This window comes from Streptomyces sp. NBC_00078, from assembly GCF_026343335.1.
GTDB lineage: Bacteria > Actinomycetota > Actinomycetes > Streptomycetales > Streptomycetaceae > Streptomyces.
This window is the reverse complement of record NZ_JAPELX010000001.1, coordinates 2,265,632-2,288,763: the sequence shown is the minus strand read 5'-3', so window position 1 is coordinate 2,288,763 and position 23,132 is coordinate 2,265,632. Positions and strand designations below refer to the sequence as shown.

The following is a 23,132-nucleotide window of genomic DNA, read 5'->3' as shown; positions in this document are numbered from 1 at the left end:
GCCGAATCATCCTCCTGGCGGGGCCGGTTGCGTGGCTTCCAGGAGTTCGGCGAGTTCCACCAGGTCGGTGCCGGTGAGGCGGGGGAGCGCGCAGCCGGAGAGGGTGCGGCAGGCCTCCCGCCAGGACGGCGGGATCGAGTCGCCGCCGCCCAGCGCGCCGGTCAGGGCGCCCGTGAGGGCCGGGGCCGAGTCGGCGACGCGGGACAGACACGCCGCGGCCGGCACCGCTTCCGCGATCCTTCCGCCCGAGGCGGTGGCCAGGGCGAGGGCGACCGGGACCGTTTCCGCGGCTGCGATGCCGTAGCTGTAGACGTGGTCGACGATCTGGTGTTCCAGGAGAGGGATCAGGGTGAAGGCGGTCTCGGCGTCGGCGGCCAGCTTGAGCGCGTGGCGGGCGTTGCGGCCGATCTCCGTGGCCTCGGGGAGTTCGGTGAGGGCTGCTGCCACGCAGGTCCCGACGTCCGCGCCGGCCAGGGCCAGCGCCAGTGCCGCCGCCATCGCCCGGGCACCGCGTACTCCGTCGCCGTCCTGGGTGTAGCGGGCGTCGAACTCGGCCAGGTCGGCGGCGAGTCGGGGGGCGCCGGGGTGGGCCACGGCGAGGACACAGGCCCGTACGCAGGCCGCGTCGTCGAAGTAGTGGGGGTTGTCGTGGCCGGTGGCGGGCGGGCGCAGGCCGGTGGCGAGGTTGCCGAGGCCGGCGCGGACGGAGATACGGGCGCGCAGGGGCAGGACGGCGGACTCGACCTCCGGGGCGCGGTCCGCCGCGGCGGCGACCTCGCTGGCCACGGCGTTCCAGGTGAGGTCGATGGCGGCGCGGGCGCGGCGTTCCCGGCTCAGGTCGCCGAGCACGGTGTCGTCCCCGGCCCGCAGAAGGGCCTCCGCGGCGAAGGCCGCCCACTCGGCGTCGTCCGAGGGGCCGAGCCGGAGTGGCTCGGGGGACTGGTTCAGGGCGATGGGGACGGGGAGGGTGGTGGTGGCGTTCTGTTCGGCGAAGGTGTCGAGTTCGCGGGTGAGCCGGCGGGTCCACTCCGGCATACGGGCGGCCCGGTGGCGGGCGGCGGGCCAGCCCGCGGCGTCGCCCGCGGCCAGGCCGAGCAGGAGGCCCTCGATGCGACGTCCCTGCGGGCGCGGTGGGGCGTGAACCTCCTCGGCTTCGCCTTCGGCTCTGCTCTTCCCACCCGCACCGGCCGCGCGGCTTTCGTCGTCGGGTGCCGGTGGCCTCTGCACGGCGCCCTCGCCGCCGCCGGCGGCCGCGAGTCCGTTCGGCTCCGCCGTGACCGTCGGCCGCGGTGTGACCGGCGGGTTCGCCGTGACCGTCGGGTCGGTGGCGGCGGGATGGTTTGCCGGGGCGGTGGGGCCCGCCCCCACCGCCCATGGCCCGGGCGGTCTCACCGGGCCGCCTCCGCCTCGTCGTTCGCTGCCAGGGTGAAGGCGGTCGCGTCCGGTGGCGGGCAGTCGGCGCGGACCGGTACGTCCGGTGGGAGTTCCTGTACGGTCACGCCCCCGCCCTGTACCAGCAGCTCCGCCACGTCCAGTACGTGATGGCCTGCCATCGCCGGCAGGCAGCTGCCCCGCGCCGGCCCGATCGCCGCCGCCCACTCCGCCGGGATCGCGGAGACTCCTTGTGTCGCGCCCGCCAGAGCGCCCGCCACCGCGGCCGTCGTGTCGGCGTCCCGGCCCATGTTCACCGCGGTGAGGACGGCCTGCCTGAAGTCGCCGTCGGCCGCCGCGTACGCCCCGAAGGCCAGCGCGACCGCCTCCGGAGCCAGGTCGGTCCACGGGTAGCCGCCGATGACGACCGCCGAGCGGACCGCTCGTTCGCCGCGGTGGGCCACCGTCACGGCCCGGCGCAGCGAGCGGGCCGTCCACGAGTCGTCCGGGATCACGGCCAGCGCGGAGGCCACGACCGCGATCGGCGGTGCCCCCGCCATCGCAGCCGCCACCCCCGCCGCGACCGCCTGGCCGCCGTAGATGCCCTCGCCCTCGTGGCTCACCGAACCGTCGACGGCCGCGAGCCGGGCCGCCTCGGCGGGGCGGCCCGCGGCGAAGACGCCGAAGGGGGCCGCGCGCATGGCCAGGCCGTCGCTCCAGGCGTGGCGGTGCTGGGCGGAGATGGGGACGGCGAGGCCGCGGCGGAGGTTCTCCAGGGTGCCGCGTTCGCTGAAGCCGGCCCCCCGGAACGGGCCCTCCGCGCGGTCCGCGATCCACTCGTGCCAGGCCGCCTCCACATGGGCCGGGGTGAGGGCGCAGCCGTGCCGGGCCAGGAGCAGACCGGAGAAGATCGCGTACTCCGTGTCGTCCGTGCCCGCCGGCCGGTCGGTCACGTAACCCGTGATGCGGCCCCAGCGGGCGCGGATCTCGGACGGCTTCATGTTCTCCGCGGGGGCGCCGAGGGCGTCCCCGACGGCCAGGCCGAGCAGTGCACCGCGTGCCCGCTCGCGGAGGTCGGCGGCGTTCCCGGGTGAGGGGACAGAAGGAATGCAGGCGATCGATGCCATACGCGGCTTCTCCTCCGAGGGTTCCGGGCGGCTCATTGGCGGGCCTCTCAGGGCGCGGACCCCTTTCTCGGATGTGTCCCACCGGAGGGGTTTCGCAGAGCCGGACGGGACTCAGCATCACCCGGTCGACATATGTGCGGTCCCATACACGGATGAGCGTCGCGAGGTAAAGCCGCAGGTTAGCCGAGCCTTTCCTTGCTGGCGGCGGCGGAATCGGTGGCGTAACTTTTGCGTTGTCGAGGAGTAGAACTTGTCCAAAGTTAGCTTTGGCTTAGCTTCCTGGGGGACCCCCGCAATGGCGATCATCGAAACCGAGGCCGCGCTGCACGTGGCGCACCGGGACAACCACACGCACCGGGATGTGAACGGCGGCTGGCTGCGCCCCGCCGTCTTCGGCGCGATGGACGGCCTGGTCTCCAACCTCGCCCTGATGACCGGTGTCGCGGGTGGGGCCGCGGGCCAGCAGACCATCGTGCTGACCGGGCTCGCGGGCCTCGCCGCCGGCGCCTTCTCGATGGCCGCGGGCGAGTACACGTCCGTCGCCTCGCAGCGTGAACTCGTCGAGGCCGAGCTGGACGTGGAGCGCGCCGAGCTGAGGAAGCACCCCGCGGACGAGGAGGCCGAGCTCGCGGCGCTCTACGAGGCCCGCGGGGTCGAGCCCGAGCTGGCGCGCGAGGTCGCCCGTCAGCTGTCGACGGACCCCGAGCAGGCCCTGGAGATACACGCCCGCGAGGAACTCGGCATCGACCCCGGCGATCTGCCCTCGCCGCTCGTCGCCGCCGTGTCCTCCTTCGGCTCCTTCGCGCTGGGCGCGCTGCTGCCGGTGCTGCCGTATCTGCTCGGTGCCACCGTGCTGTGGCCCGCCCTGCTGCTCGCGTTCTTCGGGCTGTTCGCCTGCGGTGCGGTGGTGGCCAGGGTGACGGCGCGGACCTGGTGGTTCAGCGGGCTCAGGCAGCTCGCTCTCGGTGGTGCGGCGGCCGGTGTGACGTACGCCCTGGGCATCCTGTTCGGGACGGCCGTAGGATAGGACGGCTGCAAGTTATGCGTTGGGCCGCATAAGTAGCCGTTACTCACTGGTTTCGAATGCTTAACCACTGGGCATGAGCCGTAAGCGCTGTGGGCAATGAGGCTTGCCGCGCACCTGCGGGGTGGCGAAGACGCTCCCCTCGCGCACGGGCCGTCGGACATCGATCTGTTCGCATCGGTCCCCATAGCTTCCACCGTCGGTCGCGGTATCCCGCCGCGATCCCTTCGGTGTCCGCATGTTGGAACGTGATATCCCGGTTCCCGAGATTCGCTCCATCATGTAACCTGCACGAAATTTTGCACTCAGCAGAGGGCCAACGTCGTCCCTCGGCAATCTGCATATGCCATATGAGACGACGACGGGAGAGCCGATGCGTACGCCGCGCCAGCCGTCCCAGCATTCCGCGAATGGCCAGAACTGGTCCTTCATGGATGCTCGCCCTGCTGCGCAGGGTATGTACGACCCCCGCAACGAACACGACGCGTGCGGCGTCGGCTTCGTGGCCACCCTCACCGGCGAGGCGTCCCACACCCTGGTCGAGCAGGCCCTGACGGTGCTGCGCAACCTCGAGCACCGCGGCGCCACCGGCTCCGAGCCCGACTCGGGTGACGGCGCCGGCATCCTCTCCCAGGTTCCCGACGCCTTCTTCCGTGAGGTGGCCGGATTCGAACTGCCGGAGGCGAGTGGATACGCCGTCGGTATCGCCTTCCTGCCCGAGGACGGCACCGAGGACGTCGTCTCGCAGATCGAGACGATCGCCGGCGAGGAGGGCCTCACGGTTCTCGGCTGGCGTGAGGTTCCGGTCGCTCCGGAGCTGCTCGGTGCCACGGCCCGTTCGACGATGCCGGTCTTCCGGCAGATCTTCGTCACGGACGGTCTGAGCAAGGACATCGACCTCGACCGCAAGGCCTTCGTGCTGCGCAAGCGCGCCGAGCGTGAGGCCGGTGTCTACTTCCCGTCCCTCTCGGCCCGCACCATTGTCTACAAGGGCATGCTGACCACCGGTCAGCTGGAGCCCTTTTTCCCGGACCTGTCCGACCGCCGCTTCGGCTCGGCCGTCGCCCTGGTCCACTCGCGCTTCTCCACGAACACCTTCCCCTCGTGGCCGCTCGCGCACCCGTACCGCTTCGTCGCGCACAACGGCGAGATCAACACCGTCAAGGGCAACCGCAACTGGATGGTCGCCCGCGAATCGCAGCTGGTCTCGGACCTGTTCGGGGACAACGGCCTGGAGCGGGTCTTCCCGATCTGCACGCCGGACGCCTCCGACTCCGCGTCCTTCGACGAGGTGCTCGAACTCCTGCACCTGGGCGGCCGTTCGCTGCCGCACTCCGTGCTGATGATGATCCCGGAGGCGTGGGAGAACCACGACTCCATGGACCCGGCCCGCCGCGCCTTCTACAACTTCCACTCCACGATGATGGAGCCCTGGGACGGCCCGGCCTGCGTCACCTTCACCGACGGCAAGCAGGTCGGCGCGGTCCTCGACCGCAACGGCCTTCGCCCCGGCCGCTACTGGGTCACCGACGACGGCCTCGTCGTCCTCGGCTCCGAGGTCGGCGTCCTCGACATCGACCCGGCCAAGGTCGTGCGCAAGGGCAGGCTGCAGCCCGGCCGGATGTTCCTCGTCGACACCGTCGAGCACCGCATCATCGAGGACGACGAGATCAAGGCCGGCCTCGCCGCCGAGCAGCCGTACGCCGAGTGGCTGGAGGCCGGGGAGATCGAGCTCTCCGACCTGCCCGAGCGCGAGCACATCGTGCACACGCACGCCTCGGTCACCCGCCGTCAGCAGACCTTCGGTTACACCGAGGAGGAGCTGCGCGTCATCCTGGCGCCGATGGCCAAGGCCGGTGCCGAGCCGATCGGCTCGATGGGCACGGACTCGCCGATCGCCGCACTGAGCGAACGCCCGCGGCTGCTCTTCGACTACTTCACCCAGCTGTTCGCGCAGGTCACCAACCCGCCGCTGGACGCCATCCGCGAGGAACTGGTCACCTCGCTGCGCTCGTCGCTGGGCCCCGCGAGCAACCTGCTGGAGCCGAGCGCCGCCTCGTGTCGCTCGGTGACCCTGCCCTTCCCGGTCATCGACAACGACGAGCTGGCCAAGCTCATCCACATCAACGCCGACGGCGACATGCCCGGCTTCAAGGCCGCGACGCTCTCCGGCCTGTACCGGGTCTCCGGCGGCGGCGACTCCCTCGCCGCGCGCATCGACGAGATCTGCGCCGAGGCCGACGCCGCCATCGGCAACGGCGCCCGGCTGATCGTCCTGTCGGACCGCCACTCCGACGCCGAGCACGCGCCGATCCCGTCGCTGTTGCTCACCGCGGCCGTCCACCACCACCTCATCCGCACCAAGCAGCGCACCCACGTGGGCCTGCTGGTCGAGGCCGGCGACGTCCGCGAGGTCCACCACGTCGCCCTGCTCATCGGCTTCGGCGCCGCGGCGGTGAACCCGTACCTGGCGATGGAGTCCGTCGAGGACCTGGTCCGCGCGGGCACCTTCCTCTCGGACATAGAGGCCGAGCAGGCCATCCGCAACCTGATCTACGCCCTCGGCAAGGGCGTCCTCAAGGTCATGTCCAAGATGGGCATCTCGACGGTCGCCTCCTATCGCGGCGCCCAGGTCTTCGAGGCCGTCGGTCTCGAAGACACCTTCGTCCAGAAGTACTTCAACGGCACGGCCACCAAGATCGGCGGCGTCGGCCTCGACGTCATCGCCAAGGAGGTCGCCGCCCGCCACGCGAAGGCGTACCCGGCCTCGGGCATCGCGCCCGCGCACCGCGCCCTCGACATAGGAGGCGAGTACCAGTGGCGCCGCGAGGGCGAGCCGCACCTGTTCGACCCGGAGACGGTCTTCCGCCTGCAGCACTCCACGCGCACCGGGCGCTACGACGTCTTCAAGCAGTACACGGACCGGGTGAACGAGCAGTCCGAGCGGCTCATGACGCTCCGTGGGCTCTTCGGCTTCAAGTCCGACAGGCAGCCGATCTCCATCGACGAGGTCGAGCCGGTCTCCGAGATCGTCAAGCGGTTCTCGACCGGTGCCATGTCGTACGGCTCCATCTCGCGCGAGGCGCACGAGACCCTCGCCATCGCCATGAACCAGCTGGGCGCCAAGTCCAACACCGGTGAGGGCGGCGAGGACGCGGACCGTCTCTACGACCCGGCTCGGCGCAGCGCCATCAAGCAGGTGGCCTCCGGCCGCTTCGGCGTGACGAGCGAGTACCTCGTCAACGCGGACGACATCCAGATCAAGATGGCGCAGGGTGCCAAGCCCGGCGAGGGCGGCCAGCTGCCCGGTCACAAGGTGTACCCCTGGGTCGCCAAGACCCGGCACAGCACCCCTGGCGTGGGCCTGATCTCCCCGCCGCCGCACCACGACATCTACTCCATCGAGGACCTGGCCCAGCTGATCCACGACCTCAAGAACGCGAACCCGCAGGCGCGGATTCACGTCAAGCTGGTCTCCGAGGTCGGTGTCGGCACGGTCGCCGCGGGTGTGTCCAAGGCGCATGCGGACGTCGTCCTCATCTCGGGTCACGACGGCGGCACGGGGGCCTCCCCGCTGACCTCGCTGAAGCACGCGGGCGGTCCCTGGGAGCTCGGCCTCGCCGAGACCCAGCAGACGCTGCTGCTCAACGGCCTGCGCGACCGCATCGTCGTACAGACCGACGGCCAGTTGAAGACCGGCCGTGACGTCGTCATCGCCGCGCTGCTGGGCGCCGAGGAGTTCGGTTTCGCGACCGCGCCGCTCGTCGTCTCCGGCTGCGTCATGATGCGCGTCTGCCACCTGGACACCTGCCCGGTCGGCATCGCCACCCAGAACCCGACCCTCCGGGACCGGTTCGCGGGCAAGGCCGAGTACGTCGTCAACTTCTTCCAGTACATCGCCCAAGAAGTCCGCGAGATCCTCGCCGAGCTGGGCTTCCGCACCATCGAGGAGGCCGTCGGCCACGCCGAGACGCTCGACGTCACGCGTGCCGTCGACCACTGGAAGGCGCAGGGCCTCAACCTGGCGCCGCTGTTCCACGTGCCGGCGCTGGCCGAGGGCGCGGTGCGCCACCGGGTCATCGAGCAGGACCACGGCCTGGAGAAGGCGCTCGACAACGAGCTGATCAAGCTGGCCGCCGACGCCCTGGCCGCGTCCAGCGCGATCGACGCCCAGCCGGTGCGTGCCCAGGTCGCGATCCGCAACATCAACCGCACGGTCGGCACCATGCTCGGCCACGAGGTGACGAAGAAGTTCGGTGGCGCGGGCCTGCCCGACGACACCATCGACATCACCTTCACCGGTTCGGCGGGCCAGTCCTTCGGCGCCTTCCTCCCGCGCGGTGTCACGCTGCGCCTGGAGGGCGACGCCAACGACTACGTCGGCAAGGGCCTCTCCGGCGGCCGCGTCGTCGTCCGCCCGGACCGGGGCGCCGACCACCTCGCCGAGTACTCGACGATCGCGGGCAACACCATCGCCTACGGCGCGACGGGCGGCGAGCTGTTCCTGCGCGGTCGTACGGGCGAGCGGTTCTGTGTCCGCAACTCCGGCGCGACGGTCGTCTCCGAGGGCGTGGGCGACCACGGCTGCGAGTACATGACCGGCGGTCACGCGGTGGTCCTCGGCGAGACGGGCCGCAACTTCGCGGCCGGCATGTCGGGCGGTATCGCGTACGTCATCGACCTGAACGCCGACAACGTCAACGCCGGCAACGCCGGCGCGATCGAGTCCCTGGACGACACCGACAAGCAGTGGCTGCACGACGTGGTCCGCCGGCACCAGGAGGAGACGGCCTCCACCGTCGCCGAGAAGCTGCTCGCCGAGTGGGACACCGCGGTCGACCGCTTCAGCAAGATCATCCCCAGCACGTACAAGGCAGTGCTCGCCGCCAAGGACGCCGCCGAGCGAGACGGTCTGTCCGAGACCGAGATCACCGAGAAGATGATGGAGGCGGCGATCAATGGCTGACCCGAAGGGCTTTCTGAACCACGGCCGCGAGGTCGCCAAGTCCCGTCCCGTCGACGAGCGCCTCAAGGACTGGAACGAGGTCTACGTTCCCGGTTCGCTGCTGCCGATCATCAGCAAGCAGGCCAGCCGGTGCATGGACTGCGGCATCCCGTTCTGTCACAACGGCTGTCCGCTCGGAAACCTCATCCCCGAGTGGAACGACTACGCCTACCGCGAGGACTGGGGCGCCGCCTCCGAGCGTCTGCACGCGACGAACAACTTCCCGGAGTTCACGGGCCGCCTGTGCCCCGCTCCGTGCGAGTCGGCGTGTGTGCTCGGCATCAACCAGCCGGCCGTCACCATCAAGAACGTCGAGGTCTCGATCATCGACAAGGCGTGGGACACCGGTGACGTCGCCCCGCAGATCCCCGAGCGCCTGTCGGGCAAGACGGTTGCGGTCATCGGCTCGGGCCCGGCAGGCCTGGCCGCCGCCCAGCAGCTCACCCGGGCCGGCCACACCGTCGCCGTCTACGAGCGCGCGGACCGCATCGGAGGCCTTCTCCGGTACGGCATCCCCGAGTTCAAGATGGAGAAGCGGCACATCAACCGCCGTATCGAGCAGATGCGCGCGGAGGGCACCCGCTTCCGTACCGGCATCGAGATCGGCCGCGACCTCAAGGCGACCGATCTGAAGAAGCGGTACGACGCCGTCGTCATCGCCGCCGGTGCGACGACCCCCCGTGACCTCCCGGTCCCCGGCCGCGAGCTCAAGGGCATCTACCAGGCGATGGAGTACCTGCCCCTGTCGAACAAGGTCCAGGAGGGCGACTACGTCACCTCCCCGGTCTCGGCCGACGGCAAGCACGTCGTGGTCATCGGCGGCGGCGACACCGGCGCGGACTGCGTGGGCACCGCCCACCGCCAGGGCGCGGCCTCGGTGACGCAGCTGGAGATCATGCCGCGCCCGGGCGAGGAGCGGAACCCGGGCCAGCCGTGGCCGACGTTCCCGATGCTGTACAAGGTCACCTCCGCGCACGAGGAGGGCGGCGAGCGGGTCTACTCCGTCTCCACCACCCACTTCGAGGGCGACGAGGACGGCAACGTCCAGTGGCTGCACCTCTCCGAGGTCGAGTTCATCGACGGCAAGCTGACCTCGAAGCCGGGCACGGAGCGCAAGATCCCCGCCCAGCTGGTCACGCTGGCGATGGGCTTCACGGGCACGGACCGCGAAAACGGCCTGGTCGAGCAGTTCGGCCTGGACCTCGACGAGCGCGGCAACATCGCCCGCGACGCCGACTTCCAGACCAGCGTCCCCGGCGTCTACGTCGCCGGTGACGCGGGCCGCGGCCAGTCCCTCATCGTGTGGGCGATCGCGGAGGGCCGTTCGGCCGCCCGCGGCACCGACCGCTTCCTGACCGGAGCCAGCGACCTGCCGGCCCCGATCCGTCCGACGGACCGTTCCCTGATGGCCTGACGGTCCCTCATATACGTCCCGTACAAAGGCGTACGGGCGGGTTTCTGGGGGGAATACCCCCAGACCCCCCAAGCACGGCGCTTGCCCTGTCCCCGACCGGACGGTGGGCAGGCGCCGTCGCATGTCCGGATGGATGGGGTCGGGCCGGGGCCGGGTGCCTCTACGGCACCTTGTACGTCTCCCCGTACACCTGCCAGGTCAGCGGCGTCTTCAGGTCGAGGTTCCCGTCGTACAGGAACCGTCGCTGGGCGGTGTCGACGCGGGAGGTGTCGATGCCGGGGCGCTTCGTCTTCATGGCTTTGACGCGGATGTCCAGGAAGATGTCCAGATAGTTCTTCTCCGAGCCGCCCCGCGACGGGGTGTCCGCCTCCCGCATCGCGCGTTCGCGCAGGCCGTAGAAGCCGGTCGAGCCCGTGCCCGGACCGTGGAAGACCATGGCGTCGTAGTAGATGAACTGGCCCAGTGTGCCGAGGCCGTCGAGCTTGGCGAGGCGGACCGCCGGGTCGAAGTAGACGCGGTCGCGTTCCTCGTCCTGGGCCTTGCGGAAGGCGGGCAACTCGGCCTCGGCCTTCCAGGCGGCCGTGAAGCCGGGGTCCAGGCCCTTGTGGGAGTCCGTGCCGTCGACCTGGTGCAGGGCGGGGAGGTAGCGGGCGAGGCCGTTGCCGGGGTGGGCCTTGGTGTAGCGCTCGACCAGGGTGAGCAGGTCGTGGGTGCCGGTGCAGAAACCGACCGTGCCGGCCGTGTAGCCCTGGCCGTCGCCGATGTCCTCCACGTAGCCGTAGGCGCTGCGCCAGTCGAGGGTCGAGTTCTCGGCGCTGGCCACCAGTTCCTGGGCCAGTTCCTTCTTGGCGGGGGCGGCGAGACCGGCCGGCAGCCCGGCGATCACCTGATCGCCGTCCGGCTTCTCCCGCTCGGCCCCGCGCTTGGCGTCCGTGGCGGCGTGCGGCGCGGCGGAGCGGGAGGGGGAGGCGGAGGCCTTCGACGTGCCGTCGTGGGAGTGCGTGGGCGTGAGGGCGTAGACCCCCGCCGTGATGACGACGGGGAGGGCCGCGAAAAGGAGGCAACCGGCACGCTTCATGGTGCACACACTACGTGCGCATCTTTCATCGGACGGTCACATGGTCAGTTCCGCGGCCTTCGCCATCGCCAGGACGGCCAGCAGCACCGACAGGGCGAGGCAGGCGCCGGCCTGGACCAGGGTGCGGCGCCGGTCCCCGGGCGCGTACGCGTACGCCACCGTCACCACGGCGCCCGCCAGCAGGCCGCCGAGGTGGCCCTGCCAGGACGTGAGGCCCGCGGAGATCAGCAGCCACACCAGCAGGCCCGCCATGAAACGGTTGACCTGGCTCATGTCGGCGCCGAGGCGGCGGGCCATGACGTAGTAAGCCGCCCCGAGCCCGAAGATCGCGCCGGACGCGCCGAGCGTGGGGGTGTCGGGCGCGATCAGCAGGACGAGGACCGAACCGCCGAGCGCGGACAGCAGATAGAGCGTGAGGTAGCGGACTCGGCCCAGCTGGGACTCCACGACCCGGCCGATGTTCCACAGCGACACCATGTTCATCACGATGTGCAGGATCCCGAACGTCCCCTCGGCGACCGGCAGATGCAGGAACGCGCCGGTCAGCAGGCGGTACCACTCGCCGCCCACGATGCCTTCGGGGTGGTAGTCCGAGGGGTGGTTCGCCAGCCACATGTAGTGACCGCCGTCGGGTCCGACCAGCCCCCGGCCCAGCATCTCGAACCGGTCCACGACCGCCGGACGCACCAGCTCGGCCAGGTACGCGAGCACGTTGAGCCCGATCAGGGCGTACGTCACCACGGGTGCGCCCGTGATCCGGCCGCCGAACGCCGTGCGCGCCTGCCGCATCGACCGCGCGCCCTCCCTCACGCACTCCGGGCATTGGTGGCCGACGGCCGCCTCCCGCATGCAGTCCGGGCAGATGTACCGGTCGCAGCGGGTGCAGCGGACGTGGGACTCCACCTTGGGATGGCGATAGCAGGTGGTGACGGCGGACTCGGACTCCACGTACGGCTCCAGCGGAAAAGGGGTGGATGGTGGTCAGAGGGCGGGTGGGCCGGTGGGGTCGGCGGCGAACAAAATAGCGAATACACGTGAACGGTGGGAGCCTGGTGCCATGATTGTGATCTTCCGACGGGTCGTCCGGTGACCCGCTTGTTCCCGGCCGCCGAACGGACCGCCGTGCCCTGGAAGAACGGCGGCGGCATCACACGCGAGATAGCCGTCCGGCCCGAGGGCGCGGGCATGGACGACTTCGACTGGCGGGTGAGCCTGGCGGAGGTCGGCGCGGACGGGCCCTTCTCCGCCTTCCCCGACGTCGACCGCACGCTGACCGTCGTGCAGGGCGCGGGGATGGACCTCACGGTGGGCGGCGAGCGACGGCTCGTCGATGCGCGTCACGTACCGCAGGACTTCCGGGGCGACGTCCCGACCGACTGCCGCCTGCTGCGTGGCCCCGTGGTGAACCTCAACGTCATGTGGCGCCGAAGCGGTGGCCGTACGGCCCCGACGGTGGCTGTCGTGCGCGGGCGCCTCCCGCTCGCCGGGGGCACCCTGGTCGTCGTGCTCGACGGCACCGCGGAGGTGGCCGGGCTAAGCCTCGCGCGCTACGACGCCGTACTGCTGGCCGGCGAGGACGCGGTGCTGCACGCAGGAGGCCGGACAGCTGTGATCGGGGTCGGCACGAGGGGTTGAGGCGAGGCGGTCACTCGCGTGGCTGTCGGCACCGTTGGCTTGGCTGCCCCACCATGTCACCCTGAAGATGATCCTACGGGGAGGCGACGAACGTATGGACGGCGCACGATCGGGGAACGAGGCGGCGGCTTCCGCGCGCAGGGAGCCGGAGGGCAAGGGCGAGAAGCTCGCGAACTGGGCCGACGGGCGGCTGGGCCTCTACAGCCTGGCCAAGGCCAACATGCGCAAGGTCTTTCCCGACCACTGGTCCTTCATGCTGGGCGAGGTCTGCCTCTACAGCTTTCTCATCCTGATCCTCACCGGCATCTATCTCACCCTGTTCTTCGAGCCGAGCGGCGTCGAGGTGATCTACCACGGCTCGTACGTCCCGCTCAACGGCGTCTCGATGACCCGGGCCTACGAGTCCACACTCGACATCAGCTTCGACGTGCGCGGCGGGCTGCTGATCCGGCAGATCCACCACTGGGCCGCGCTGGTCTTCGTCACCGGCATGCTCGTGCACATGATGCGGGTGTTCTTCACCGGCGCGTTCCGCAAGCCGCGCGAGATCAACTGGCTGTTCGGCTGGACCCTGCTGATGCTCGGCATCATCACCGGCCTGACCGGCTACTCGCTCCCCGACGACCTGCTGTCCGGCACCGGCATCCGCTTCGCCGACGGCGCGATCCTGTCGATCCCCATCGTCGGGACGTATCTGTCGATGTTCCTGTTCGGCGGCGAGTTCCCGGGGCACGACATCATCTCGCGCCTCTTCCCGGTCCACGTCCTGCTGCTGCCGGGGATCATGCTGGGCCTGGTCGTCGCCCATCTGATCCTGGTCTTCTACCACAAGCACACGCAGTACCCGGGGCCCGGACGGGACCAGAAGACCGTGGTCGGCATGCCCTTCCTGCCCGTCTACATGGCGAAGGCGGGCGGTTTCTTCTTCCTCGTCTTCGGTGTGCTGGCGGTCATGGGCGGCATCGCCAGCATCAACCCGGTATGGGCCTTCGGGCCGTACCGGCCGGACCTGGTGACCACGGGCGCCCAGCCCGACTGGTATCTCGGCTTCTCCGAGGGCCTGATCCGGGTGATGCCGGGATGGGAGCTCAACTTCTGGGGCCACACCCTCGAACCGGGCGTCTTCATCCCCTTCTCGCTGTTCCCGCTGATCCTGCTCGCCCTCGGCCTGTATCCCTTCGTCGAGGCCTGGGTCACCGGCGACAAGCGCGAGCACCACATCCTGGACCGGCCGCGCAACGCGCCCGTCCGCACCGGCCTGGGCGTCGCCTGGCTGAGCCTGTACGTGGTGCTGCTGATCGGCGGCGGCAACGACATCGTGGCCACGCATCTGCATCTGTCCATCAACGTGATCACCTGGTTCGTGCGGATCTCCTTCTTCGTGATGCCGGTGCTCGCGTTCCTCGTCACCAAGCGGGTCTGCATGGGCCTGCAACGCCGGGACCGGGACAAAGTGCTGCACGGCAGGGAGAGCGGCACCATCCGCCGGCTGCCGCACGGCGAGTTCGTCGAGGTGCACGAACCCCTCCCACAGGACCAGCTGTTCACCCTCACCCAGCACGAGCAGAACCCGCCCTACGAGATCGGTCCGCTCGTGGACGCCAACGGCGTGCGCCGGCGGGTCAAGCCCGGCCAGCGGGTGCGGGCCCGGCTGGCCAGGGCGATGTTCGGGTCCGAGTCGCACATCCCGAAACCGACGGCGGAGGAGTACCGCGAGCTCACCAGCGGCGATCACCACCACTGAGGACCAGGGCCCGGCACTCGCGGGGTCCGCCCCACGCGGTCCGCAGGGCGCGGGCCTTGGTCAGCCACAGGGACAGGTCGTACTCCGCCGTGTAGCCGATCGCGCCGTGCAGCTGCAGTGCCGTGCGGGCGGTGGTGTACGCCGCCTCGCATGCCGTGACCTTGGCGGCGGCGACGTCGGCCGCCGCCATCGTGAGGGCGGCTCCGAACAGCACGGCGCGCGCGAACTCCAACGCGATCTTCGCATCGGCCAGCCGGTGCTTGACCGCCTGGAACGACCCCACGGGGACGCCGAACTGGCTGCGCTGCCCGACGTGGACGACCGTCCGGTCCAGCAGCGCCAGCCCGACGCCGAGGGCCTGCGCGGCGGTGGCGAGGCGGCCGGTGGCCAGGGCGTGGGCGGCGGCCCCGGCGACCTGCGGACCCGATGCGAGCAGCTCCCCGCCGGGCGGGAGGCGGAACAGCCGGCGGGCGGGATCGAGGGAGCGGTGGACTTCGGCCGCTCGGACCGCAGGCGCGAGATACAGATCGGTGGTCCCCGGCGGCGCGGTCAGCGGTTCCGGCGTGGTCAGCCGTACGTCCGCCATGTCCGCGTCCAGGGCGTACGGGCCCGGCGCCCGTGCCCCGGCAGGCAACGTCTGCCCCTCAAGGAGCGGCGTCCGGTGGGTGCTCTCGGCGGGCCGGTGGGAAGTCCTCGTACTGGACGTACCTGGGCTTTCGGCCGGCGCGGCGACTGGGGGCACGTCCCACGCCCTTGAGGCGGTGGGGGAGCGTGCCGGGCGCCGCGACGGGGCGAACGTCGCCTGCTGGGGCACTAGCGTCGCCGTCGACTCGCCGGAGGTCAGCGTGGGCAGGAGGCGTTCGGCCGGGCCCGGGTCGTCCAGTCCGAGGAGCAGCGCCGTCGCGGCGACCGTCTCCACCAGCGGGCCGGGCACGGCGTGCCGCCCCAGCTCGACGAAGGCGACGACGAGTTCGACGGGCCCGGCGCCCAGCCCGCCGTACTCCTCGGGGACGGTCAGCGCGAACACGCCCGCCTCGGCGATGCGGGACCACAGTGCGCGGCCGCTCCCGTGCTCGCCGCGGCTCCACTCCCGTACGACCGAGGGAGTGCCGGCGGCCGTCAGCATCGCGTCCAGCGAGTCGGCGAACGCCCGCTGCCCGGCATCGAGGACGAAGCGCATCAGCGGCGTCCCTTCGGCAGGCCGAGGAGGCGCTCGGCGACGATGTCGCGCTGGATCTCGTTCGTGCCCGCGTAGATCGGGCCGGCGAGGGAGAAGACATATCCCTCGGCCCAGTCGGAGTCCGCCGACTCGCCCTCGTCGCCGAGGAGATCGAGCGCGGTCTCGTGCAGCGCGATGTCGTACTCGGACCAGAAGACCTTGTTCAGGCTGGACTCCGGGCCGAGTGAGGCGCCCTCCAGGAAACGGGAAGCGGCCGCGTACGTGAAGAGCTGGTACGCCCGGGCGCCGATCAGGGCGTCCGCCACCCGGTCATGGGCGGACGGCGGACTTCCCTGCTGCCGCCAGAGTCTGCGCAGCCGGTCCGCGGCTGCCAGGAAACGGCCGGGGGAACGGAGCATCAGGCCCCGTTCGTTGCCCGCCGTCGACATCGCGATGCGCCAGCCCTCGCCGGGCTCACCGATCACGTCGCGGTCCGGCACGAACACCTCGTCCAAAAACAGCTCGGCGAACGCCGGCTTCCCGTCGAGCCGGCCGATGGGGCGCACCGTGACACCGGGCGCGCGCAGGTCGAACATCAGGTACGTCAGCCCCTGATGGGGTTTCGGCGCCCCGGGGTCACTGCGGAACAGTCCGAAGGCGCGGTCCGCGAAGGCCGCCCGTGACGACCATGTCTTCTGCCCGCTCACCCGCCAGCCGCCGTCCGTGCGCACCGCCTTCGACCGCAGGGACGCCAGGTCCGAGCCCGCCTCCGGCTCCGACCACGCCTGCGCCCAGACCACCTCGCCGGTCGCCATGGGGGGCAGTACGCGTGCTCGCTGCTCCTCGGTGCCGTGGTCGAGGAGGGTGGGGGCGAGCAGACTGATGCCGTTCTGGCCGACCCGGCCCGGGGCGCCCGCCGCCCAGTACTCCTCCTCGAAGACCAGCCAGCCGATCAGGCCGGTCTCCCTGCCGCCGTACCGTGCCGGCCAGTTGACGACCGACCAGCGCTCCGCGGCCAGTTCGGCCTCCCACGCGCGATGCGCCGCGAAGCCCTCCGCGGTCTCCAGGGACGGCAGGGGGGAGCCCGGCACATGGGCCGCGAGCCAGGCCCCGGCCTCGGTGCGGAAGGCCTCCTCTTCCTCTGTGAACGCGAGATCCATCGGCTGCCATCCTTCCCTAACAAGTGTTTGGTAGGTTAGCGTGGCGGTATGACAGTCGTCGAGAGCCCGTCGTACGAGCCGGGGCACGGCCTGCTGAAGGGGCGCACGGCCGTCATCACCGCGGCTGCCGGAGCGGGCATCGGCGGCGCGAGCGCGCGACGCTTCCTGGAGGAGGGAGCGCGCGTGCTGATCAGCGACGCGCACCCGCGGCGGCTGAAGGAGCACGCGGCCCAGCTCGCCGACGAGTTCGGGCCGTCCTCGGTCGCGGCCCTGCCGTGCGACGTCACCGACCAGGTGCAGGTGGAGGCCCTGTTCGAGGCCGCTGTGAGGGAGCACGGGCGGCTGGACATCGTCGTCAACAACGCGGGCCTGGGCGGCACCTCGGATCTCGTCGACATGAGCGACGAGCAGTGGTCGAAGGTGCTGGACGTGACCTTGACGGGGACGTTCCGGTGCGCCCGCGCGGCCCTGCGCCTCTTCCGTGCGGAGGGAAGCGGCGGCGTGATCGTCAACAACGCCTCCGTCGTCGGCTGGCGCGCCCAGGCCGGACAGGCGCACTACGCCGCGGCCAAGGCCGGGGTGATGGCACTGACCCGGTGCGCGGCGATGGAGGCGACGGCCTACGGGGTGCGGGTCAACGCCGTGTCGCCGAGCCTCGCCATGCATCCGCACCTGGTGAAGGTGACCACTCCCGAACTGCTGGAGGAGCTGACCGCACGCGAGGCCTTCGGGCGGTACGCGGAGCCCTGGGAGGTGGCCAACGTGATCGTGTTCCTGGCGTCCGGATACTCCTCGTACATGACAGGAGAGGTCGTCTCCGTCAGCAGCCGGCACGCCTGAGGACCGGAGCGGATGACAATGGACCCGTGCCGACCAAGAAGAAGCCCCAGGTGACCGCGGCCCCCGCCCGGCGCCGCGAACTCCTCGACACCGCCGCCGAGGTGTTCGCCGAGCAGGGCTACAACGCCACCACCGTACGCAAGATCGCGGACCACGCGGGCATGCTCGCGGGCAGCCTCTACTACCACTTCGACTCCAAGGAATCGATGCTGGAGGAGATCCTGCGCACCTTCCTCGACGAGCTCTGGGGCGGCTACGACACCGTCCTGGAGGCCGAGCTGGGACCGCGGGAGACCCTGGAGGCCCTGGTCATCGAGTCGTTCCGGGAGATCGACCGGCACCGCGCCGCCGTGGCGATCTACCAGAAGGAGAGCAAGCAACTGGTCGCGCAGGAGCGGTTCGTGTTCCTGGCCGAGTCGCAGCGCAAGTTCGAGAAGGCGTGGCTGTCCACGCTGGAGCGGGGGGTCGAGGCCAGCGTCTTCCGGGCCGACCTCGATGTCCGGCTCACCTACCGGTTCGTGCGCGACACCGTGTGGGTGGCCGCGTCCTGGTACCGGCCCGGCGGACAGCACAGCCCGGAGGAGATCGCCCGGCAGTACCTGTCGATGGTGCTGGACGGGATCGCCGTACGCACATAGCCCTTTCACGTTTCCAAGTGCCCCTTTCCGTGAGGGAGTCGTCATGGCCGAGGCCTACATCGTCGAAGCGGTCCGCACGCCCGTCGGGCGACGCCGGGGAGGGCTGAGCGGGGTCCATCCCGCCGACCTCGGTGCCCATGTTCTGAAGGAGCTGATGGCCCGCTCGGGCGTGGACCCGGCCGCCGTCGAGGACGTCGTTTTCGGCTGTCTGGACGCGGTGGGGCCGCAGGCCGGGGACATCGCACGGACCTGCTGGCTGGCCGCCGGACTGCCCGAGGAGGTGCCGGGCGTGACGGTCGACCGGCAGTGCGGCTCCTCGCAGCAGGCCGTGCACTTCGCGGCGCAGGCAGTGCTGTCGGGCACGCAGGACCTGGTGGTCGCGGGCGGCGTGCAGAACATGTCGCAGATCCCCATCGCCTTCGCGACCCGCCAGGCCGCCGAGTCGCTGGGCTTCACGCAGGGTCCCTTCGCTGGCAGCGAGGGCTGGCGGGCACGGTTCGGGGACCAGCCGGTGAACCAGTTCGCCGGGGCCGAGATCATCGCCGCGAAGTGGGGCATCAGCAGGCAGGACCAGGAGGAGTTCGCGCTCCGGTCGCACCAGCGGGCGCTCCGGGCCATCGACGAGGGCCGCTTCGAGCGGGAGACCGTCGCCCACGGCTCGGTCGCCGTCGACGAGGGCCCCCGCCGGGACACCTCCCTGGAGAAGATGGCCGGGCTCAAGCCGGTCCTCGACGGCGGCACCGTCACCGCCGCCTGCTCCTCCCAGGTCTCCGACGGCGCGGCGGCCATGCTGCTCGCCTCCGAGCGGGCGGTGCGCGAGCACGGGCTGACGCCACGCGCGCGCGTGCACCACCTCTCCGTGCGCGGCGAGGACCCCATCCGCATGCTGTCCGCGCCGATACCGGCCACCGCCCACGCCCTGAAGAAGACCGGCCTGACGATGGACGACATCGATCTGGTCGAGATCAACGAGGCCTTCGCGCCGGTCGTCCTGGCCTGGCTGAAGGAGACCGGCGCCGACCCGGAGAAGGTCAACGTCAACGGCGGCGCCATCGCCCTCGGCCACCCCCTCGGCGCGACCGGCGTCAAGCTGATGACGACCCTGCTGCACGAACTGGAACGCACCGGCGGCCGCTTCGGCCTGCAGACCATGTGCGAGGGCGGCGGCCAGGCCAATGTGACGATCATCGAACGGGTCTGACCGGGGCCGGTGGGAGGGTGGGCTGGTGGCTGTTGGCCGGCGGTCGGTGCCCGGCGACGGGTGGGGTGAGGGGGACGGGTGCCCGTCGGCCGTCGACAGCCGGCGGGGAGACCGCCGGCAGCCAACGGGGAGACCGCCGGCGGGCGACGGGTGAGTGGCGTCAGCTGCTGAGGGAGAAACCCAGCGTCTGTGCGGTTTGCATGGCCTGGGCCATCACCCCTTCCACCAGCTCCGCGCACGACGGCAGATCCTCGATCACTCCCGCGACCTGCCCCGACGCCATCACTCCGAGGTCCGTGCGGCCGTCCACCATCGCCGACCTCAGCAGCATCGGGGTGTTCGCGGCGAGCAGGACCTGGCTCCAGGACAGGTCCTTCCCGTGCTTCAGGGCGAGACCGTCACGGACCAGCTGCGGCCAGGTGAGCCCGGACAGCTTCCGGAAGCCCGCCGCCCGGCGAACGGCGTGGAACAGGGCCCGCGCGCGACCGGAGTTCTCCAGGCAGGACACCAGGTCCGTACGCAGCATCCGGTGCGGCAGCCCGTCGACGGCCGTCGTGACCGTCACGTCCTTCACCGTCGCTGCCAGATATCTCGCCTTCACCGCGTCCGGCACGGTCGAGTCCGACGTCAGCAGGAACCGTGTGCCCATCGCGACGCCCGCCGCCCCGTACGCCAGCGCCGCTACCAGCCCCCGCCCGTCGAAGAAACCGCCCGCCGCCACGACGGGTATCCGCACCGCGTCCACGACCTGCGGCAGCAGGACGGTCGTCGCGACCTCGCCGGTGTGGCCGCCGCCCTCACCGCCCTGCACGATCACGGCGTCCGCGCCCCACGCCGCGACCTTCTCGGCGTGCCGGCGGGCACCGATGGAGGGGATGACGACGACGTCCGCCTCCTTCAGCTCCGCGATCAGCCCGGCGGAGGGGGCGAGCGCGAAGGAGGCCACCCGTACGCCCTCCTCGATCAGGATCCGCACGCGGTCGCCGGCGTCCGAGGCGTCCGCCCGCAGATTCACGCCGAACGGCGCGTCAGTACGGGACTTGACCTCCCGTATCGCCTCGCGCAGCCGGTCGACGGGCATGGTCGCGGAGGCCAGGATGCCCAGCGCGCCCGCGTTCGCCGACGCCGAGACCAGGCGCGGGCCCGCCACCCAGCCCATGCCCGTCTGCACGATCGGGTACCGGACCCCGACCAGCCGGGTGAGCGCCGTCTCCATCACGCCTCGACCTCCCTGCCGCGCGTGCCGGCCGGGTCGATGACCTCGCGGATGAGCCGGAGTTCCCCGGGGGTCGGTTCACGGGTCGGCGGTATGTCGTCCGGGACCGTCAGCTCGAAGGCGGTCGCCTCCCTGACCTGGTCCGGCGTGACACCCGGATGCAGCGAGGCGAGCCGCATCGAGTGGTCGCCGGTGTCGAAGTCGAAGACGCCCAGGTCGGAGACGACACGCGGGATGCGGTGGAAGCGGGCCGTGTCAGGATGCGCGGCCGCATGGTCGTAACCGACCCCGCAGATCATGTCGACCCTCTCGACGAAGACCCGCCGGGAGTGTCTCGGCACCCAGTAACTGGTCGGATTGTTGAGGGTGTTGACCGGGGCGCCCCGCACCCCGAGCAGTTGCCGCCTGGGCTTCTCCCAGTCGCCGATGCACGAGATGTTCTGGTTGCCGAACCGGTCGATCTGGCTCGCGCCCATCATCACGTGCCGTCGGCCGCCGGTGACCAGGGCCAGATGCTGCCGGTAGGGGAGCCAGCCCTCGACGGTGCCGTCCAGTCCGACCAGTAGTGCCTCGCCGTCGGTGAGCAGCAGGTCCGGCGCGAAGGTGCGCTTGGCGAGCCGCGCGCCGATCGACGGGATCACACCCATCGGGCTCGCCAGGATCTCGCCCGCGCCGCGCCAGGCCTCGGCGCAGGCGATCACGCAGTACTCGGCACGGGTGGGCGGGAGAAGAGGGGTGGTGGCAAGAGGGGTGCCGGGGGTCTCGCTCATGTCTCCTCCCCGGCCGCCGACCGGTACGCCTGCTCGTCTCCCGCGAGGAAGCGTGCGGCGAACTCCGGCCAGGGCGTGGACGCGTACCGTTTCTGGAAGGCCTCGTCCCGGCCGTAGTCGGGTACGCAGGATGTGAAGTGCGCGCCGTTCGGGGCCTCGACGACACCGGTCACCGTGTGACGCTTGACGAGCAGCGTCTGCGGAGCGGCCTCCTTCGTCAGCTCGGCCGTGTCGACGATTCGTTCGCACGAGAGGTAGGCCGTGTCCGCCGCCTCGCAGAACAGGTCGTCGAAGTACGGGTCCGGGCCCAGATACTGCCCGTTGCCCAGCCGGTCGGCGCGGTTGACGTGCACCAGGGCCGCGTCCAGTCGCAGGGCGGGCATCGCCACGAACGTCTCCCCGTCCTCGTACGGCGAAGTGACCGTCCTCAGGCCCGGGGCGACCCGCATCACGTCCGAGCCGATGCCGGCCCGCACCGGCAGGAACGGCAGCCGGTTCGCGGCCGCGTGCAGCCCCCACATGAACATCGCCTCGTCGATCTCCGTCAGTTCGAAGGCGCCGCGCTCGCGGGCCGCGCGGTAGTGCGGTTCGAGCGGGATCGAGTCGAGGGTGACGAAGGCCGTCACCAGCTTCCGCAGCCGGCCCGCCGCCGCCAGCATGCCGACGTCCGGGCCGCCGTACGAGACGACCGTGAGGTCGGTGACGTCGGACCGCAGCAGCGCTCTCACCAGGGCCATCGGCTTGCGCCGCGATCCCCAGCCGCCGATGCCGAGGGTCATGCCGCTCTCCAGACGGGAGACGACCTGCTCGGCGGTCATCGTCTTGTCACTCATCTACGCACCCTCCTTCCCGAACGTGTCCCTGACCCGGTCGGCCACCCCGACCGCGTTCGCCTCGAACGTGAACCCCTGCTCGAAGCGGTAGCTGCGGCGCACGTCGACCGGGTCGATGCCGTTGATGGCGGCCTTGGCCAGGCGCAGCAGCTCCCCGTCCTTGGCGGCTATCTCGCGCGCCAACTCCAGTGCGGCGGTGTGCAGTTCCTCGCGCGGCACCACGCGCCACACCGAGCCGTGCGCGTGCAGCTCGGCCGCGCTCGCGGTGCGCGAGGTGTAGTAGAGCGCGCGCATCAGGTGCTGCGGGACCAGACGGGCCAGATGTGTCGCCGCGCCCAGGGCGCCCCGGTCCAGCTCCGGCAGGCCGAAGACGGCGTCCTCGCTCGCCACGATCACGTCCGCGTTCCCCACCAGTCCGATGCCGCCGCCCAGGCAGAAGCCCTGCACCGCCGCCACCACCGGCACCGCGCACTCGTACACCGCCGCGAACGCCTCGAAGCAGCCGCGGTTGGCGCCGACCAGCGCGCTCGGTCCTTGTGCCTGTATCTCCTTGATGTCCACGCCCGCGTTGAACCCCCGCCCCGGTGCGGTCAGCACCACGCACCGCACCTGCGGGTCGCGGCCCGCCGCGCGCACGGCGTCGGCCAGCGCGAACCAGCCGTCCACCGGCAGCGCGTTCACCGGCGGGAAGTCGACCGTCACGACCGCGATTCCCTCCTCTTCGGGCCCGCTTTCCGGAAACGAGGTGGAGACACCCATGCGCGCATCAGCTACCTTTCCAACCAACGCCTTTCCACCAAACATTTGTTAGGTGTGAGGCTTCGAAGCTAGCAGCCGTCGGATCGGAGCGGGAAGGCCTGTGGATACCGCACTATTCCGAGGGGCGACCCCCGGACCCCCAGCAGGAAAAGCAGGCC

At 71.0% G+C, this 23,132-nt stretch carries 18 protein-coding genes; 8 read left to right on the top strand and 10 right to left on the bottom strand.

The window, feature by feature from the left end:
• Nucleotides 1-6: 6 nt before the first annotated feature.
• On the bottom strand, nt 7-1,227 hold the full coding sequence (locus OOK07_RS10705) for an ADP-ribosylglycohydrolase family protein (RefSeq protein WP_266801924.1): 1,221 nt from the start codon (nt 1,225-1,227) through the stop codon (nt 7-9).
• 161 nt (nt 1,228-1,388) lie between these two features.
• Nucleotides 1,389-2,498, bottom strand: a complete 1,110-nt coding sequence (locus OOK07_RS10700) for an ADP-ribosylglycohydrolase family protein (protein ID WP_266796113.1) — start codon at nt 2,496-2,498, stop codon at nt 1,389-1,391.
• Nucleotides 2,499-2,793: 295 nt separating this feature from the next.
• On the opposite strand from OOK07_RS10700, the gene OOK07_RS10695 reads away from it, so the two are divergent.
• From OOK07_RS10695 to gltD, 3 genes are all read left to right on the top strand, one after another.
• Nucleotides 2,794-3,525: a VIT1/CCC1 transporter family protein gene (locus OOK07_RS10695; RefSeq protein WP_266796111.1), complete on the top strand. Its 732-nt coding sequence runs from the start codon at nt 2,794-2,796 to the stop codon at nt 3,523-3,525.
• 370 nt (nt 3,526-3,895) lie between these two features.
• Nucleotides 3,896-8,488: a glutamate synthase large subunit gene (gltB, locus tag OOK07_RS10690; protein ID WP_266796110.1), complete on the top strand. Its 4,593-nt coding sequence runs from the start codon at nt 3,896-3,898 to the stop codon at nt 8,486-8,488.
• Nucleotides 8,481-9,941, top strand: coding sequence for a glutamate synthase subunit beta (gltD, locus tag OOK07_RS10685; protein WP_266796108.1), 1,461 nt, complete (start codon nt 8,481-8,483; stop codon nt 9,939-9,941). The genes gltB and gltD overlap by 8 nt, the downstream gene beginning before the upstream one ends.
• Nucleotides 9,942-10,101: 160 nt before the next feature.
• Here gltD and OOK07_RS10680 read toward each other — a convergent pair whose 3' ends face one another.
• Nucleotides 10,102-11,019, bottom strand: coding sequence for a chitosanase (locus OOK07_RS10680; RefSeq protein ID WP_266796107.1), 918 nt, complete (start codon nt 11,017-11,019; stop codon nt 10,102-10,104).
• 36 nt (nt 11,020-11,055) lie between these two features.
• Nucleotides 11,056-11,967, bottom strand: a complete 912-nt coding sequence (locus tag OOK07_RS10675) for a rhomboid family intramembrane serine protease (protein ID WP_266796105.1) — start codon at nt 11,965-11,967, stop codon at nt 11,056-11,058.
• Between the two features lie 138 nt (nt 11,968-12,105).
• Between OOK07_RS10675 and OOK07_RS10670 the strand changes: the two genes are divergently transcribed.
• Both OOK07_RS10670 and qcrB read left to right on the top strand, forming a co-directional pair.
• The gene (locus tag OOK07_RS10670; protein ID WP_266796103.1) at nt 12,106-12,654 is read left to right on the top strand and encodes a HutD/Ves family protein; all 549 of its coding nucleotides are present in this window, start codon (nt 12,106-12,108) and stop codon (nt 12,652-12,654) included.
• A gap of 94 nt (nt 12,655-12,748) precedes the next feature.
• Nucleotides 12,749-14,398: a cytochrome bc1 complex cytochrome b subunit gene (gene qcrB / locus OOK07_RS10665; protein WP_266796101.1), complete on the top strand. Its 1,650-nt coding sequence runs from the start codon at nt 12,749-12,751 to the stop codon at nt 14,396-14,398.
• Here qcrB and OOK07_RS10660 read toward each other — a convergent pair.
• Together OOK07_RS10660 and OOK07_RS10655 are read right to left on the bottom strand one after the other, a co-directional pair.
• Entirely contained in the window at nt 14,373-15,578 is a 1,206-nt protein-coding gene (locus OOK07_RS10660) for an acyl-CoA dehydrogenase family protein (protein ID WP_266796099.1), read from the bottom strand. The genes qcrB and OOK07_RS10660 overlap by 26 nt on opposite strands.
• Nucleotides 15,578-16,717 (bottom strand): acyl-CoA dehydrogenase family protein, encoded by a 1,140-nt coding sequence (locus OOK07_RS10655; protein WP_266679090.1) that lies wholly within the window; start codon nt 16,715-16,717, stop codon nt 15,578-15,580. Before OOK07_RS10655 ends, OOK07_RS10660 begins: the two co-directional genes overlap by 1 nt.
• Before the next feature lie 48 nt (nt 16,718-16,765).
• On the opposite strand from OOK07_RS10655, the gene OOK07_RS10650 reads away from it, so the two are divergent.
• The 3 genes from OOK07_RS10650 to OOK07_RS10640 are packed head-to-tail and all read left to right on the top strand — an operon-like array spanning nt 16,766 to nt 19,396.
• Entirely contained in the window at nt 16,766-17,557 is a 792-nt protein-coding gene (locus OOK07_RS10650; protein WP_266679088.1) for an SDR family oxidoreductase, read from the top strand.
• A gap of 26 nt (nt 17,558-17,583) precedes the next feature.
• On the top strand, nt 17,584-18,195 hold the full coding sequence (locus OOK07_RS10645) for a TetR/AcrR family transcriptional regulator (protein ID WP_266796097.1): 612 nt from the start codon (nt 17,584-17,586) through the stop codon (nt 18,193-18,195).
• A 43-nt stretch (nt 18,196-18,238) separates the two neighbouring features.
• On the top strand, nt 18,239-19,396 hold the full coding sequence (locus tag OOK07_RS10640; RefSeq protein ID WP_266796095.1) for an acetyl-CoA C-acetyltransferase: 1,158 nt from the start codon (nt 18,239-18,241) through the stop codon (nt 19,394-19,396).
• 160 nt (nt 19,397-19,556) lie between these two features.
• Here the strand turns inward: OOK07_RS10640 and OOK07_RS10635 are convergent, their stop codons facing one another.
• From OOK07_RS10635 to OOK07_RS10620, 4 genes are read right to left on the bottom strand one after another with little or no spacing between them, the layout of a single operon-like run.
• Nucleotides 19,557-20,612 carry an NAD(P)H-dependent flavin oxidoreductase gene (locus OOK07_RS10635; protein ID WP_266801923.1) on the bottom strand — a complete coding sequence of 352 codons (1,056 nt, stop codon included), beginning with the start codon at nt 20,610-20,612 and terminating at the stop codon, nt 19,557-19,559.
• On the bottom strand, nt 20,612-21,382 hold the full coding sequence (locus OOK07_RS10630) for a CoA-transferase subunit beta (protein WP_266679082.1): 771 nt from the start codon (nt 21,380-21,382) through the stop codon (nt 20,612-20,614). The genes OOK07_RS10635 and OOK07_RS10630 overlap by 1 nt, the downstream gene beginning before the upstream one ends.
• Complete coding sequence (locus tag OOK07_RS10625; protein ID WP_266679080.1) at nt 21,379-22,215, bottom strand: CoA transferase subunit A; 837 nt, start codon at nt 22,213-22,215, stop codon at nt 21,379-21,381. The genes OOK07_RS10630 and OOK07_RS10625 overlap by 4 nt, the downstream gene beginning before the upstream one ends.
• The gene (locus tag OOK07_RS10620) at nt 22,216-22,974 is read right to left on the bottom strand and encodes an enoyl-CoA hydratase family protein (protein WP_266796093.1); all 759 of its coding nucleotides are present in this window, start codon (nt 22,972-22,974) and stop codon (nt 22,216-22,218) included.
• Between the last annotated feature and the right edge of the window lie 158 nt (nt 22,975-23,132).